The following is a 14,645-nucleotide window of genomic DNA, read 5'->3' as shown; positions in this document are numbered from 1 at the left end:
AGACAGACTGAATAAGTTACCGCTTAGTAATGTCCTCTCAGTAATGTCGAGGGACCCCCTCGAACCACCCCTCGCAGGCCCGAGGAGCCCCGAAATGCAACTCGCCGCGATCATCGTGTCGCTGGTGCTGACCGTGGTCGGCGTTGCGCTGCTCGCACGCGCCATCGGCCAGTTCGTCCGGTACTTCAAGCTCGGCCAGCCCGTGCCCGCCGGCACCCGGACCGACAACCCCTACCAGCGCAGTGTGACCCTGGTGCGGGAGTTCCTCGGCCACACCCGGATGAACCGGTGGGGCATCGTCGGCTTCGCCCACTGGTTCGTGGCGGTCGGCTTCCTCACCCTGCCGCCGACCATCGTCACCGCCTACGGCCAGCTCTTCGAGGCCGACTGGACGCTGCCGGTCATCGGCGGCTTCCTGCCGTACGAGATGTACATCGAGTTCATCGGCGCGATGACCACCCTCGGCATCGCCGTGCTGATGGTCATCCGGCTGCTGAGCCTGCCCTCGCGGGCGGGCCGCAAGTCGCGGTTCGCGGGTTCGAAGATGGGCCAGGCGTACTTCGTCGAGTGGATCATCCTCACCATCGGGCTCGCCATCTACATGCTGCGGGCCCTGGAGGGCGCGCTGCACCACGTGGACCACTACGAGGCCGCCTACTTCGCCTCGTACCCGGTGATCCTCGCCCTGAAGGGCCTGAGCGTCGCGACGCTGCAGAACCTCGTCTACCTCTTCGCGATGATCAAGCTGAGTACGACCATGATCTGGATGATCACGGTCTCGCTCAACACCAACATGGGCGTCGCCTGGCACCGCTTCCTGGGCTTCCCGAACATCTGGTTCAAGCGCAACGCCACGGGTGAGACCGCCCTCGGCGCCCTGCAGCCGATGACCTCCGGCGGCAAGCCGATCGACTTCACCGACCCCGGCGAGGACGACGTCTTCGGTGTCTCCCAGGTCGAGCAGTTCTCCTGGAAGGGCCTGCTGGATTTCTCCACCTGCACCGAGTGCGGCCGCTGCCAGTCGCAGTGCCCCGCCTGGAACACCGGCAAGCCGCTCTCCCCGAAGCTCCTGATCATGTCGCTGCGCGACCACGCGCACGCCAAGGCCCCGTACCTGCTGGCCGGCGGCGGCAAGACCATGGAGGGCGAGGAGAAGGCCTCCGAGGAGCAGCTCAAGGACGTCCCCGCGGCCGCCCTCGCGGAGGCCGAGCGTCCGCTGATCGGCACCGTCGAGGAGAACGGCGTCATCGACCCGGACGTCCTGTGGTCCTGCACCACCTGCGGCGCCTGCGTCGAGCAGTGCCCGGTCGACATCGAGCACATCGACCACATCGTCGACATGCGCCGCTACCAGGTGATGATCGAGTCCGCGTTCCCGTCCGAGGCGGGCACGATGCTCAAGAACCTGGAGAAGAAGGGCAACCCCTGGGGCCTGGCGAAGAAGCAGCGCCTGGAGTGGCTCAAGGAAGTCGACTTCGAGGTGCCGGTCGTCGGCAAGGACATCGAGGACCTCACCGAGGTCGAGTACCTGTACTGGGTCGGCTGCGCCGGCGCCCTGGAGGACCGGGCGAAGAAGACCACCAAGGCCTTCGCGGAGCTGCTGCACATGGCGGGCGTCAAGTTCGCCATCATGGGCGGCGACGAGAAGTGCACCGGTGACTCCGCCCGCCGCCTCGGCAACGAGCCCCTGTTCCAGGAGCTCGGCATGGAGAACGTCATGGCACTGAACATGGCGTTCGGCGAGGAGATGGACGACGAGGGCAACGTCACGCCCGAGTCGAAGAAGCCGAAGTCGGCGAAGAAGATCGTCGCCACCTGCCCGCACTGCCTCAACACGATCGGCAACGAGTACCCGCAGATCGGCGGCGACTACGAGGTCATCCACCACACCCAGCTGCTCCAGCACCTGGTGGACGAGGGCAAGCTGGTCCCGGTGACCCCGGTCGAGGGCATCATCACCTACCACGACCCCTGCTACCTGGGCCGGCACAACAAGATCTACACGCCCCCGCGCGAGATCATCGCCAGCGTCCCGGGCATCCGCAACGAGGAGATGCACCGCCACAAGGAGCGCGGCTTCTGCTGCGGCGCCGGTGGTGCGCGGATGTGGATGGAGGAGCGGATCGGCAAGCGCATCAACAACGAGCGCGTCGACGAGGCCCTCTCCGTCAACCCGGACATCGTGTCCACGGCCTGCCCGTTCTGCCTGGTCATGCTCACGGACTCCGTGAACGGCAAGAAGAACGACGGCAAGGCCAAGGAGTCCATCCAGGTCGTCGACGTCGCCCAGCTGCTGCTGGAGTCGGTCAAGACGCCGGTGGACCCCGAGGACGCGGCGGAGACGGAGAGCGAGCCGGAGCCCGAGCCGGTGAAGTAGCCGCTACGGCCGTCCTGTTCGGCTCTGTTCGGCGCCCCCTGCCCTGCTGTACGCGGGCAGGGGGCGCCGTCGTGTATCAGCCGATGCTGCGGACCGAGGTGAAGACGTGGGCGAGCAGGACGACGACGAACGCGCCGACGACGCAGAGCATCTGCGGGATGCTCGGGGTCTGCCCCAGCAGCAGGGGAAGCCAGCCCCAGAACAGCGCCCCGGCCAGCGCGGCGCGCACGGTCTGGAGCGGGGCCGACCAGGCCAGTTCCTGGAGGTCGTCGCCGTCGGGCACAAGGGTGAACACAAGGCCCAGGACGGTGCCGACGAGCCCGATGACGACGAAGGCGATCACCGACCCGGTGCCCAACTCGTCGTCCTGGAAGGCGCTCCAGCGATTCCCGGCGAGCGCGTGCATGTCCTTGCTCTCGTTGGCGTAACCGCCGAGCTCCGGCGCCGACCGGGCCCACAGGACGTCGAGCTCGGTTCCCCGGCGCGGCTCCTCGAACGTGTACGCGCCGCGCACGGTGAGCCGCTCGGCCCCGCCGGGCACGGAGACCACCAGCCGTGACGCGTATCCCTTCACGCCGCCTTCGCCGTCGGACTCCTCCCGGGTCGACTGCCGCTCCACCACCCTCGCGGCGCTGACCTCGGCGCCCGCGTCGCGCAGGGCGTCGAGCTTCCCGCCCGCGTCGGCGGAGGTGAGCAGGGCGACGAAGAACACGGCGGAGGAGAACGTCACGAGCACCCAGACGGCACCCGTGCGGAGCTTGACCCAGAGGCCGCCCGTGAAGACGTCCCCGTCGGGCTCGTCGCGCAGCACCCACAGCGCGACCGCACGCACCACCGCACATCCGACGGCGACGGAACCCCAGACGAGGGGCTCGTGCCAGGGCCGCGACATGGCGGTCGCCCCCAGCAGCCATGCACACGCGACAGCTGTCGCGATCCACCCCGCCGACGCACAGAGCCGTACGATCCACACCAGCGCGGTACGCATGTGCCCTCCCCGACGAGGCGTGTCCCTCGCCCGCCGCGGGCACTGTACGGCAGAACCTGATCAGAAAGGACCCAAGCGTGATCATCTTCGGTACCAAGGGCTACCTCTACCAGCTGGCGATACTCACGCTGGTGTGCGGCCAGTGCGGGAACCCCGCCGCGCACACGCTCAGGAAGCGCGTCACGAAGTTCACGCTGTTCTTCGTGCCGCTGTTCCCGATCTCGACGAAGTACGCGACGCAGTGCACCTTCTGCGGCGCCGATCAGAAGGTGACCCAGGAGCAGGCGGAACAGCTCCAGACGCAGTCCGCCGCCGGCGGCGGTCAGCAGCAGTACGGCCAGCCGCAGCAGCCGTACCAGTCCTGAGCCCCCGCGCCGTCACGACCTCGGCTGCTTGGGCCCGTTCACCGCGTCAGCGGCGTGCCGGGGGCCGGGCCGCGACGAGAACTGGCCGACGAGCTCGCGAAAGCAGACCAGGGCGGTGATCGGCGGAATTCCGACGACCACCATCGCGAGCAGGGAATGCGGTGACTGGCCGATGCACAGGGCCACCGCAGTGCCGGAGGAGACGAGCATGACGGCCCAGGACCGGCGAGCGGTTCGGCGCTGAACGGACGCCCGCAGAATGGACAGCCCTGCCAGCAGCCACGGCCCGTACACCGTCAACGGCCACCAATGGGCCAGCTTCGGCGAGACCACGAGCAGCGCGATGGAGCGCAGCTGATCGTACGAATACGAAATTGACCAGGTGAGCATCGTGCCCGCGCACAGGGTGATGAGTGTGACCAGGACCGCGACAGTGATGATCTTCGGGTTTCTGGGAAGGACGTGAGCGCTGGGCTGAGGCCGCCGTCGATGGACCGGGCGGGGCAGCGGCCTGTCGCTGTCCGGCGCGGGCGGAGCGGGAGCCGGGGCGGGAGCGGGATCCAGGCCCTGCCCCGCCAGACCCGCCAGGCCCGGCACCGTCAGCCCCTGCGTCGTGTTCAGCATCTGGGCGAGCTCTTCATCCAGATCCCAGCCGCCCGACGACGAGATCGCCGAATCAGGGACGTGCCAGAGGTTCTGCATGTCGAGCTGTTGCGTGTAATGAGGCTGTTCGTCGACCGCCTCGTAGTCGGTTCGCATTTCTAGAACCCCTCCCCCTCCATCGCGGCCCGAAGATATTCACTCTCCATACGGCTGATGGTTCTGAGGAAATCGTCGAGCAGATCAGAGCAGTGCGTGATGCCTTCCGCAGCGGTCTGATCAACCGCCTGCCGCAAGCGGAACGGATGATCATCATCTACGTGTGTTTCCCGCCAAGTCACGCCCACTCAACGAGCGCCACGCCGCGCAGGACATCTGGCATTCGGGGGAATATCCGTCAACGGTGATTATCAGGAATATCCAACGACAGGCCCCGGACGGTGAAATTCAGAATATGTGTGATGCGGTGTTATTGATATCCGGCAGTCCGGTTCCGGAAGATCACGGCGAGGGCGGGGCCGGCGGCGAGGAGGAGGGCGAGGGCGGCGTAGCCGGAGGTGAGGGTGGCCAGGGAGGCGACGGCGGCGACCAGCAACGGGCCGCCCGCGTCGCCGAGTTCGCGGCCCAGCTCGGCGGAGCCCATGGTCTGGCCGAGCCGTTCGGCGGGCGTGGACGCGGCCAGCGCGGCGAAGCCGAGCGGGGTGATCAGGCCGGTGCCGACGCCGATCAGCGTGGCGGCGAGGAGGACGCCGGGCAGGCCGGGCAGCATCGCCGAGGCAAGCCCCGCCGCCGTGATCAGCAGGCCGGCGGTGAGACCGGTGCGTGCGGTGAGGCGGCCGTCGTCCAAAGCCCGCCCGGCCTTGGGCTGTACGACGGCCGCGCAGGCCGCCAGCACCGACACCGCGGCGCCGGTCGCGACCGTGCCGAGCCCGGCGGCGGCGCCGGAGACCGGCAGGAAGCCGACGCCGACGGAGAGGGCGGCGGTCGCGCCCGCCAGGGCGGCCGTGGGACGCAGGAACGCCGGGTCGGCCAGGCGCCGGGCCAGGTCCAGTACCGTCTGCCGCCGCTTGGGCAGTGGCGGTACGTGCGGCACGGCGAGCGCGGCCCAGAGCGCGACCGCCGCGCCGAGTACCGCCAGCACGGTGAACAGCAGTCGTAGGCCACCGGCCCACACCAGGACGCCGCCGAGCAGCGGGCCGAGGGTGTAGCCGATGGACTTGTGGAAGCCGTAACTGCCGAACGCCCGGCCGTGCCCCGCCGCCGGGTTCAGCCGGGCGACCAGCGCGGACGCGGACGGCGAGAACGCCGAGGCCGCGGCGCCCTGGCCGAGCCGGGCGGCCCAGAGCCAGCCGGGGCTGTCGGCCACGGCGTACACGGCGGAGGCCAGCGCGAACGCGACGAGGCCGCCGAGCAGCACCGGACGCGCCCCGATCCGGTCGGCGAGCGTGCCGAAGAGCGGCTTGAGCACGACCTCGGCACCGTCGTACAGCGCGAGCAGCCCGCCGAGGACCAGCAGGGAGGTCACGGCGTCGTCGGAGTACCCACCGAGGTTGGCGGCGATGCCGTGCGCCCCGAAGGCGGTGGTGAAGCCGGCGGCGTAGAGGGGCCACATCTGAGGGGCGGGGGCGGAGGCCGGGGTCGCGGCGGATCGTCGCTCCGGCGTTGCGGTCATATGTGCTCGCTGTCCTTGGGGGGCTTGGGGTGCGAGGGCATGGGGTGCGGAAGCTCGGGGGCCCACTCCGGCGCCCGGGCGATCCCGGCACCGCACACCGGCACGTCCGTTACGGCCCTGATGACGAGGACGATCCGACGCGCCTCGTCTCGCGCGTCGCTGCCCCGGGATACGGCGTTCCCAGTCACACAGGGGAACGTAGCAACCGTTCCGCCCCTCAGGGGAGGGCGCGTTAGCGTGGTGATCATGGCGGACTGGGGGATTCGGCAGGCGTCGCTGTCGGACGTCGAGGCGGTGGCCGAGTTGCGCGCCGTGGTGCTGCGGGCGGATCTGGAACGGCTCGGGCGCTACGACGAGCAGCGGGTGCGGCAGCGACTGCGGGACGGCTTCGATCCGGCCCACACCTGGGTGATCGAGGTGGGCGGCGCGTTCGCCGGCTGTGTGGCACTGCGACCGGCCGTGGATGCCCACTGGCTGGAGCACTTCTATCTGGCCCCGCGCCTTCAGGGCAGCGGTATCGGCTCGGGCGTGCTGCGCGAGCTGCTGGAGCGGTGCGACCGCCGCGGCCTCCTCGTCCGGTTGAACGTGCTGCGGGGCAGTGCGGCCCAACGGCTGTACGAGCGGCACGGGTTCACCGTCGAGGCCGAGGACGCGGTGGACGTGTTCATGGTGCGCGGACTGCGCTGATGGCGGTCAGCGGGGCCAGGGTGTGGTGCCGGCGGCCTCGCCGGCACCAGCGAGTACTGCCTAGCCCCTGCGTCCCGTACCGGAGGCGAAGCCCAGCCATGTATGGCGGTTGCCCCACCAGCACCAGCCGACCTTCGGGGCGTTGCGCCGCTCGCGGCCGTCGCGGCCCGTGCCGTTGCTGATCCAGATCGCCGGGGTGCGGGTGTCCAGGGTGCCGTTCGGCTTGCGCAGGCGGGAGCCGATGGTCATGAAGCAGCGGTTGCGCTCGAGGATCGGCGGCTGCTGGAGCACCCAGTGGATGCCCTCGGTGAGCAGCAGCGGGGTGCGGTCCTCCTTGGTCAGGGCGGGCAGCGCCTCTTCCGGGCTCCAGTTGGCCATGCGGTCGCCGCGGTCGACGCCGGTGACGATGTAGAGGGGGCTGTCGGGCAGTTCGACGGTGTCGGGGGCGAAACGGTCGACGTCGGGCATGTCGACAACGACGAAGCCGGGCTTGCCGTCGTGACGGAGCAGCGGCGCGAGGGCGGACGCGGGGGCGCGGTCCGGGTGGACGGCGAGCAGCGCGTCGCTGCCTCCGCTGCCGGCGTCCTGCGCGAAGGTGCGTATCTCGTCGGCGGGTATCCCCGCGAGGTCGTGCACCCCGAGCTCGATCAGGCGTTCCGCCTGGGTGGTGAGCGGCGGGAGCGAGGTCACGGTGGCGTTGGACGAACTGTCGGGCACAGGACTCCTCGGTTCGCGGGTCACGGCAGCGGCGATAGCCGCAGCAGCAGCGGCAGGCTTGAGGTCAACGAGGCGGTCTGCCGGGATGTTCCCGGTCATCAAGCCCGCGCGCCACCAACCTTCCGCACACGGACCGCACTCATGCCCGCAAAGGGACTGTCGCCCGTTCTCGAACGCGTGCATGATTACCCAGTTGTTGCCCCTGGTGCTGACGAGGTGAGCGGTGCGCGCGCGAAGAAGCGGGAAGTGTACGGCGGCCAGGACCAGCACACTCGCCACCCTCGGCGTTCTCGGCATCCTCGCCCTGGCCGCCTGCGGTCCCGGCCCGCACAGCGACAACGCCGAGCCCGCCCCGCACACCCCCGTCCAGATAGCCGACGCCCCCGCCCAACTCCCCGTACCTCACGGCAAGGGCAGCAAGACCCCCGATGACTTCAACGGCGACGGCCACCGCGACCTCGTCCTCAACGACCTGGTCAAGTCGCAGGCCCACGCCGACGACCCGGGCATCGGCATCGTCTACGGCGGTGACCGCGGGCTCGCCCCGGGCGCACGGCAGTTGCTCAGCCCCCGGCGCCAGGCGGCCCCGACGAGGGGCCAACTCCCCGCGGTCTTCGACGCGGAGGAGACCTGCGACCTCAACGGCGACGGCTTCACCGACCTGGTCGCCTCCACCGACCCGCCCTACGACGGCCAGGGCCGGCCCCCGGTCCCCCTCCAGCTCCTCTTCGGCTCCCCCAACGGCCTCACCGGCAAGGCGGTCAAGCTCACCATCCCCGCCTCCGCCCGCGCCGGCAACGACTGGCCCGACCAGCCGGTGTGCGGCGACTTCGACGGCGACGGCGCGCAGGACCTGGTCGTCCACGCCTCGGACGTCCAACTGACCTTCCTCCGGGGCCCGTTCTCCCGCAAGGGCAAGCCCACCGCCGCGGCCGCCCCCATCCCGGCCCCCGGCAACGCCCCCACGGGCCCGGCAGCCGACGTCGACCACGACGGGTACGACGACCTGGTGGTCCGTACGGCACAGGGCACAGGCACATCGGCGGTGGTCCTCGGCGGCCCGAACGGTCCCACCCGCACCGGAGTCGTCCTGCCCGCCGGCATCGACGTGGCCCTCGGCGCCTTCGGCAAGGACAAGGCCGACCTGGACGCGGCGGTCGGCACGATGGACGGAACCTTCCTGCGCTACGACCTCCCGTCCGCGGCCGTACGCGGCACCCTCGAAGTCCCCGGCTCCGTGCTCGACGCCGCCGACTTCGACGGCGACGGGCGGAGCGAACTCGTCTCCAGCGGCTCGCAGTTGCGGGTCTTCCGCGGCCGTACGACAGGAATCGCGGCGGCGGGCATGGTGACCGTGGAGCCACCCGCGCAGGGCACCACCCGCGTCGTGACGGTCGGCGACTTCGACGGGGACGGGCGGGCGGACCTGGTGGTGCGGACGTCCGCCGGCGAGACGAAGGACACCGTGGCCGTGTACCCGGGGAGGAAGCAGGGGCTGGTGGCGGCGGAACCGTCGGTCAGGTTCTCCAGCTCGGGGTTCCGGGAGCGGTAGCCACGCCCGGACCCGCTCAGTCGGCGACGCGCGCTCCGACGGCCCGGGCGCGGCGGCGGGCTTCGGGGCTGAGGCCTTTGCGGCGGGGAGAGGTGCGGTAGTTGTAGGCGGTGGGCTGGGCGAGGCAGCTCAAGCCGCGCAGGCCGGGCTTGGCCACCACGCAGGCGAAGCGTGGGTCGCCCGCATACCAGAGTTCGTGGTCGTAGGCCTTGAGGGCCTCATGGGTCCAGGACCTGAACAGCCCGGCAGCCGGTTTCAGCGACACCGTCGAATCGGGCTTGTCCGGGTCGGGCAACACGAAGACCGCCTTGCCCTTGTTGATCCGGACGGCACCCCGCTGCTGACGCCAGGGGTAGACGGCGAGGATGCGCCGCATCCGCACCCCCTTGGCGAGTCGGCTGAGGGCCTGGATCGCCAGGACCGTGATCGCCAAGAGAACGAGCACCATGGGTACCACCGCGGCCACGGGCAGCAGGAGGGTGACATACAGCGCCCCCACCCACCACACCACCCAACCGAGCGCCTTGGCCAGGTTCCACGCCGCCCAGCGGTGGAGTGCGCTTCGAGTGCCCGGTGTGTCCCATGCCACCGGGCCGTCGAAGCCCTGCTTGTCGAGGTCCATGGCCATGTGCCCGTCCCGGTCAGCCGAAGTCGGATGCGATGTCGCCCGCGATGCCCCCCGTGCCGTCGGGCTCACCTGGTGCGGCGCGCTCGATCTCCGGCATCGGGTCGTGGAAGACACCGTGTGCGCGATGCCCGCCATCATGTCGCGGTAGTGCTTCCGGGAGCCCACGGCATCAAGGTGTCGGAGAGCGATGCCCTGTGCCGAGGTCGCGAAGGTCGCTCGGAAGCTCTGGCCGCCTCGGGAACCGCGGAGGGGCCGGGCATGCTCTGCCTTGTAGGCCCACTGAATACGGGAAATGCGGGGGGTGTCGTGAGCCAGGTGCGCTACAGCGAGCAGTCATGGAATCCGCTGGCCCGGACCGTGGAGTTGACCGAGGACCGGCTGCGCAACGGCGGCAGGTCCACGCCGCTCAGTGAGCTGAACCTCGGCGCCATGGCCGAGGCGTTCCTGCGCGGGTGCTGGCTCGGGGGCGGCGGGTCGGAGCGCCCGCTGCAGCGGCTGACGCACGGGACCGGGGTCGTTCCCGTGACCCGCGTCACCGGCACCACCTCTCCGGTGCGGGTGCGGCAGGCGGCCGAGTTCGCACACCGGCTGGGTGAGCTGGCGGTATGGCGGTGCGGCGGGCCCGACCAGGTGGCGGCCCTGGCAACCCTGGCCCGGGCCGAGGGCGTACCGCTGTGGATCGCCCGGCGGATCGCGCCGGGGCCCGCCGGGCCGATCGCCGTTGCCGTGGACCGGCGCCTGGTGCGTGTGGACGTCTGGGGGCCGCACGCTCCCGCCGTACGGATCCGAGCGCCGTACGGCTTCCGCCGCGACGCCCCCGACCCTGCACAGGGCCTGCGTCTGACGATCGGCGACGTCGCGGCGGAGCTCGAACTCAGCAAGAAGCTGCGCAGGTCCAAGAGTTCCGTGGAGGTACGACTCCCGGGGCAGCACTGGGTGCTGCGGCGGGAGAACGCGGTGAGCTCGCGGTTGCTGCGCAACGAACGACCCGTCGCCCTGCTGGAGCGGCCCCCGCGCCGGCCGGTACTGGAGCCGGGCGCGGTGCTGCGGCCGCTGTCCCCCGTGCGGTACGAGAGCCCCGACCCGCTGGATGCCGTCATGGCGCAGGCCTTCGCCGTCGCCTTCGGGCTCGGGGACACGACGGGCTGGGCGCGGTTCCGCTCGCAGCGGCGCCCGCTGGACGGCGGTGAGCCGATCGCCCTCGACGAGTGGTGGGACCGTGCCTGGTTCAGCAACCTCGGGAACAGCAGCGCCGACAACGAACCTGGCGGCGGCGACGGCTGGGGCGGGGACGGCGGAGGTGGCGGCGACAGCGGTGGGGGCGACAGTGGGGGCGGAGACGGTGGTGGAGGTGGTGGAGGTGGTGGAGGCGACTAGGAACTGGCCGTAGCTCGAAGAAGGCACCTTGACCTCAAGCATGCTTGAGGAAGGAGTCTTCCGTCATGGACACCGAAGAGATGCAGCGACAGTTGCAGGCCCTGACCGACCGTGCTGAGATCACCGACCTGATGGACCGCTACCTGCGTTCCCTGGACGACGGGGTCTTCGACGAGGAGTGGGCTCGCACGTTCCACACCGAAGACGTCACCGCGGAGTTGCCCATCGGCACCGTCCATGGCCGCGACGCCCTGATGGCTCATGTCCGGCGGGGAATGGCGCTGTTCGACCGAACCGTGCATCTGGGCACCAACACCGTCATCGAGGTCGACGGTGCCCGGGCCACTGCCCGTGGCGCCCAGCTCAGCACCCACGTCCTGGCCGATGGCTCGGGCGAGGTCTTCATCTCCGCCGGCCATGCCGACACCGAACTGGTCAGGACGGCTGACGGCTGGCGGATCTCCGCCTCAGCACTGCGGGTCGTGTGGACCCAGGGCACTCCTCCACGGCTGCCGGACGACTTCACCCCGGCGCCCACGGCCTAGGACCGGGGGCGACAGCCGACAGACAGCCTGCCTCAGCCGCCTCACGAATTTCCCGAACACTCGTACAACCCTTACCGCCCTCCAAGGGTCTCCTGATCGCCGATCACCCGGTGAGGCCGAGGACGACTCCCGGCGAACGCGGGCAGACCGGCACCCCACCGACTGCGGATGCCCCGCCAGGCATCCCCGCATGCCGCAGGAGACCCCCGCATGCACAAGCACCACCCCCTGCGCCTCGCCCTCGCGACGGCCACCACCGCCGCGCTGGCAGGCGGACTGCTCACCTTCACGGCGGCCGCGCCGGCGACGGCCGCGACCGGACAGTACGCGGCCGACTTCAACGGTGACGGCTACAAGGACGCCGTCGCCTCCGCCACCCAGGCCCGGGTAGGCGGGATGTGGTGGGCGGGTGCCGTCGGCATCGCGTACGGCTCGTCGAGCGGCGTCGGCCGTACGGCGTCCGTCAGCCAGAACACCACCGGTGTGCCCGGCGGGGCCGAGCACAACGACTTGTTCGGCGAGGCCGTGGCGGTGGGCGACCTCAACAAGGACGGCTACAGCGACCTCGTGGTCGGCACACCGGCGGAGAAGGTCGGCGACGACGAGGAGGGCGGTGCCGTGGTGATCGTCTGGGGCTCGTCGACCGGCCTGAAGGGGGCGACCACCGTCAAGGACCCGGCGCCCACCAAGCACGACCGCTGGGGACAGGCCCTGGCCGTCGGCGACTTCACCGGTGACGGGCGGCCCGACCTCGCGGTCGGCGCCACCGGCACCACCCAGTGGATCATCAAGGGCGGTTTCACCAAGTCCGGTACGACGGGCTCGAAGATCACCTACACGACGACGTGGACCGGCAGCGGCGGCGTGCGCCGACTCGTGTCCGGCAAGGTCAACACCGACACCAAGGCCGATCTCGTCGTCGGCGGCCGCTCCAAGCTCTCCTCCGAGAACTACCTCGACCACAACCACCTCTACTTCGGCACGACGTCGGCACCGACCAGGCAGCGCGAACTTCCGTACGGCACTCAGCTCACCGTCGCCGACCTGAACAAGGACGGCTACGGCGACGTCGTCACCGGCTGGACCCAGACCGCGACCGGCGGCACGATGGCGGGCAACGGCCCGGCGGTCGTGTCGTACCTCACCTCCTCCGGCGTCTCCTCCACGCTCCAGCTGCCGTGGCCCGGCATCCCCTCCGCCGGCGACATCAACGGCGACGGCTACCGGGACCTGGCGCTCGGGGACCCCGACGACTCCACCCAGGGCGGGGTCGCCGGAGCCGTCCACCTGCACTACGGCGCAGCCGCGGGCCTCACCACGGACGCCGTGACCCTCACCCAGAACTCCGCCGGTGTGCCCGGCTCCGCCGAGATGAACGACTTCTTCGGTGAGAGCACCCTGCTCACCGACCTGAACAAGGACGGCAAGGCCGATCTGGTGACCGCCGCGAACGGCGAGAACGACTTCGACGGCCTCGTCACCGTCCTGAAGGGCTCGGCCTCGGGCATCACGACGTCCGGAGCGGCGACGTACGGCCCGAGCGGCTTCGGCATCTCCACCGGCGACGACCCCCGACTCGGCATGATCATGGCCGGCTAGACACAAGGAGCACCCTCCACCCATGCGCAGACACACCTCGGCGGCCCTGGCCGCCACCCTCCTCACCGCGGGCCTGACCCCGCTCGCCCTGAGCACCCCGGCGTCCGCCGCGGTCGCCAAGCACTACGACGACTTCAACGGTGACGGCTACCGGGACGTGGCATACGGCCACTACTACAAGGGCATCTCCGGCGCCGACGGCTGGGAGGGCGGCGCCGTCAACGTCGTCTACGGCAAGGCCGGCGGCCTCGACACCTCCCGCACCCAGGTGATCCACCAGGACAGCCCGGGCGTCCCCGGCACCGGCGAAGAAGACGACATGTTCGGCGAGTCGATCACCAGCGCCGACCTCAACAAGGACGGCTACGCGGATCTGATCGTCGGCAACCCGATGGAGGCGGTCGGCAGCACGCAGTACCGCGGCTCGGTCACCATCGTCTGGGGCTCCGGGTCCGGCCTGTCCGGCGGCACCAACGTGACCCCGAAGTCCGGCGCCGGCAGCTACTTCGGCCGCGACCTCGCCACCGGCGACTTCAACGGCGACGGCTCGCCCGACCTCGCGGCCATCGGGGGCGAGGAGGCCTGGCTGTACCGCGGCGGCTTCACCAAGTCCGGTACGACGGGCAGCGTCAGCAAGATCGACAAGACCGGCCAGGGCTGGTACTCGTCCGGCCTCGCGGCCGGCAAGGTCAACAGCGACGGCAAGACCGACCTGGTGGTGCTCGGCACGCAGTTCATCGACAACAAGCCGACCCCCCGCGTCTGGTTCCTCAAGGGCGCCTCGGGCGGCCTCACTTCCGGCGCTTCCAAGACGTACATCAGCGATCCCTGGAACGCGGCGATCGGCGACTTCAACAAGGACGGCTACGGCGACATCGCCGTCGGCCTGCCCGAGAACAACAGCGGCAAGGGCATCGTCAGCGTCTGGCGCGGCACGTCCTCGGGCCCGAGCGGCTCGATGACGTACAACCAGGCCAGCTCCGGCGTCTCCGGCAGCCCCGAGGCGGACGACAACTTCGGCTACGCCGTCTCGGCCGGCGACACCAACGGCGACGGGTACGCGGACCTGGTGGTCGGCGTACCGCACGAGGACGTGAACGGGCTGGAGGACCAGGGCGGCGTCCACGTGTTCCGGGGCGGCTCCGGCGGCCTGGACGGTGTGCGGTCCTCGTGGATCCCGCAGACGGTGCAGGGTGCGGCCGCCTCGCTCGAGTCCTTCGGCCACACGCTCCGCCTGCGCGACGTGACGGGCGACGGCAAGGCGGACCTGGGAATCGGCGCGGTGAGCGGCGGCCTGCTGCTGCGCGGTGCGAGCGGTGGGCCGACGACGAGTGGGCTGACGGAACTGCCGGAGATGAGCGGGCCGTTCAGCGACTGAGGTGGCGTATGAGGGCGGCGAGTCGGGCGCGGGTGGCTTCGAGTACCGTGCCGGGCTCGCCGCCTTCGCCACGCGGCCTCGGACCTGTGGCGGCTTCGGGGCGGGCCTGACCGGCTGACCTGACGGCTTACGCCGGAGCGCCCTCGCGGCTCGACCCACG

14 protein-coding genes are annotated in these 14,645 nt (G+C 70.6%); 8 read left to right on the top strand and 6 right to left on the bottom strand.

Features of this window, described 5'->3' with window-relative positions:
- Positions 1-94: 94 nt before the first annotated feature.
- Positions 95-2,377 (top strand): (Fe-S)-binding protein, encoded by a 2,283-nt coding sequence (locus ACIREI_RS20155; RefSeq protein WP_403334470.1) that lies wholly within the window; start codon positions 95-97, stop codon positions 2,375-2,377.
- A gap of 76 nt (positions 2,378-2,453) precedes the next feature.
- On the opposite strand, the gene ACIREI_RS20150 is transcribed toward ACIREI_RS20155, so the two are convergent.
- Positions 2,454-3,365 (bottom strand): hypothetical protein, encoded by a 912-nt coding sequence (locus tag ACIREI_RS20150; protein ID WP_403334468.1) that lies wholly within the window; start codon positions 3,363-3,365, stop codon positions 2,454-2,456.
- A gap of 77 nt (positions 3,366-3,442) precedes the next feature.
- Here ACIREI_RS20150 and ACIREI_RS20145 point away from each other — a divergent pair, with 77 nt between their 5' ends.
- Entirely contained in the window at positions 3,443-3,730 is a 288-nt protein-coding gene (locus ACIREI_RS20145; protein WP_403334466.1) for a zinc-ribbon domain-containing protein, read from the top strand.
- A gap of 12 nt (positions 3,731-3,742) precedes the next feature.
- Here the strand turns inward: ACIREI_RS20145 and ACIREI_RS20140 are convergent, their stop codons facing one another.
- The 3 genes from ACIREI_RS20140 to ACIREI_RS20130 all read right to left on the bottom strand — a co-directional run bounded on the left by ACIREI_RS20140 (position 3,743) and on the right by ACIREI_RS20130 (position 6,190).
- Positions 3,743-4,489, bottom strand: a complete 747-nt coding sequence (locus tag ACIREI_RS20140; protein ID WP_403334464.1) for a DUF2637 domain-containing protein — start codon at positions 4,487-4,489, stop codon at positions 3,743-3,745.
- 310 nt (positions 4,490-4,799) lie between these two features.
- Positions 4,800-5,942 (bottom strand): MFS transporter, encoded by a 1,143-nt coding sequence (locus tag ACIREI_RS20135; RefSeq protein ID WP_403335090.1) that lies wholly within the window; start codon positions 5,940-5,942, stop codon positions 4,800-4,802.
- 56 nt (positions 5,943-5,998) lie between these two features.
- A complete protein-coding gene (locus ACIREI_RS20130) occupies positions 5,999-6,190 on the bottom strand; it encodes a hypothetical protein (protein WP_403334462.1) in 192 nt (63 codons plus the stop codon).
- Positions 6,191-6,248: 58 nt separating this feature from the next.
- Between ACIREI_RS20130 and ACIREI_RS20125 the strand changes: the two genes are divergently transcribed.
- Entirely contained in the window at positions 6,249-6,689 is a 441-nt protein-coding gene (locus ACIREI_RS20125; protein ID WP_403334460.1) for a GNAT family N-acetyltransferase, read from the top strand.
- A gap of 60 nt (positions 6,690-6,749) precedes the next feature.
- Here ACIREI_RS20125 and ACIREI_RS20120 read toward each other — a convergent pair whose 3' ends face one another.
- On the bottom strand, positions 6,750-7,406 hold the full coding sequence (locus ACIREI_RS20120) for a DUF5701 family protein (RefSeq protein ID WP_403334458.1): 657 nt from the start codon (positions 7,404-7,406) through the stop codon (positions 6,750-6,752).
- A 223-nt stretch (positions 7,407-7,629) separates the two neighbouring features.
- Here ACIREI_RS20120 and ACIREI_RS20115 point away from each other — a divergent pair, with 223 nt between their 5' ends.
- The gene (locus tag ACIREI_RS20115) at positions 7,630-8,958 is read left to right on the top strand and encodes an FG-GAP repeat domain-containing protein (protein WP_403334456.1); all 1,329 of its coding nucleotides are present in this window, start codon (positions 7,630-7,632) and stop codon (positions 8,956-8,958) included.
- A 16-nt stretch (positions 8,959-8,974) separates the two neighbouring features.
- Here ACIREI_RS20115 and ACIREI_RS20110 read toward each other — a convergent pair whose 3' ends face one another.
- Positions 8,975-9,586 (bottom strand): hypothetical protein, encoded by a 612-nt coding sequence (locus ACIREI_RS20110; protein ID WP_403334454.1) that lies wholly within the window; start codon positions 9,584-9,586, stop codon positions 8,975-8,977.
- A gap of 306 nt (positions 9,587-9,892) precedes the next feature.
- Here ACIREI_RS20110 and ACIREI_RS20105 point away from each other — a divergent pair, with 306 nt between their 5' ends.
- The 4 genes from ACIREI_RS20105 to ACIREI_RS20090 all read left to right on the top strand — a co-directional run bounded on the left by ACIREI_RS20105 (position 9,893) and on the right by ACIREI_RS20090 (position 14,485).
- Positions 9,893-10,963 carry a hypothetical protein gene (locus tag ACIREI_RS20105; protein ID WP_403334452.1) on the top strand — a complete coding sequence of 357 codons (1,071 nt, stop codon included), beginning with the start codon at positions 9,893-9,895 and terminating at the stop codon, positions 10,961-10,963.
- A gap of 65 nt (positions 10,964-11,028) precedes the next feature.
- On the top strand, positions 11,029-11,508 hold the full coding sequence (locus ACIREI_RS20100) for a nuclear transport factor 2 family protein (protein WP_403334450.1): 480 nt from the start codon (positions 11,029-11,031) through the stop codon (positions 11,506-11,508).
- 210 nt (positions 11,509-11,718) lie between these two features.
- On the top strand, positions 11,719-13,107 hold the full coding sequence (locus ACIREI_RS20095; protein WP_403334448.1) for an FG-GAP repeat protein: 1,389 nt from the start codon (positions 11,719-11,721) through the stop codon (positions 13,105-13,107).
- 22 nt (positions 13,108-13,129) lie between these two features.
- Positions 13,130-14,485, top strand: coding sequence for an FG-GAP-like repeat-containing protein (locus tag ACIREI_RS20090; RefSeq protein WP_403334446.1), 1,356 nt, complete (start codon positions 13,130-13,132; stop codon positions 14,483-14,485).
- Positions 14,486-14,645 lie beyond the last annotated feature (160 nt).

This window comes from Streptomyces sp. NPDC093591 (assembly GCF_044764885.1).
Lineage (GTDB): Bacteria > Actinomycetota > Actinomycetes > Streptomycetales > Streptomycetaceae > Streptomyces.
Note: the sequence above shows the minus strand (reverse complement) of the source record. Positions and strands in the feature narration are given on the sequence as shown.

What these genes read in the sequence shown, in the direction of transcription:
- ACIREI_RS20155 (WP_403334470.1), top strand. Translation starts at nt 95, where the DNA reads ATGCAACTCGCCGCGATCATCGTGTCGCTGGTGCTGACCGTGGTCGGC.
- ACIREI_RS20150 (WP_403334468.1), bottom strand. Translation starts at nt 3,365, where the DNA reads ATGCGTACCGCGCTGGTGTGGATCGTACGGCTCTGTGCGTCGGCGGGG.
- ACIREI_RS20140 (WP_403334464.1), bottom strand. Translation starts at nt 4,489, where the DNA reads ATGCGAACCGACTACGAGGCGGTCGACGAACAGCCTCATTACACGCAA.
- ACIREI_RS20135 (WP_403335090.1), bottom strand. Translation starts at nt 5,942, where the DNA reads ATGTGGCCCCTCTACGCCGCCGGCTTCACCACCGCCTTCGGGGCGCAC.
- ACIREI_RS20125 (WP_403334460.1), top strand. Translation starts at nt 6,249, where the DNA reads ATGGCGGACTGGGGGATTCGGCAGGCGTCGCTGTCGGACGTCGAGGCG.
- ACIREI_RS20110 (WP_403334454.1), bottom strand. Translation starts at nt 9,586, where the DNA reads ATGGCCATGGACCTCGACAAGCAGGGCTTCGACGGCCCGGTGGCATGG.
- ACIREI_RS20100 (WP_403334450.1), top strand. Translation starts at nt 11,029, where the DNA reads ATGGACACCGAAGAGATGCAGCGACAGTTGCAGGCCCTGACCGACCGT.
- ACIREI_RS20095 (WP_403334448.1), top strand. Translation starts at nt 11,719, where the DNA reads ATGCACAAGCACCACCCCCTGCGCCTCGCCCTCGCGACGGCCACCACC.
- ACIREI_RS20090 (WP_403334446.1), top strand. Translation starts at nt 13,130, where the DNA reads ATGCGCAGACACACCTCGGCGGCCCTGGCCGCCACCCTCCTCACCGCG.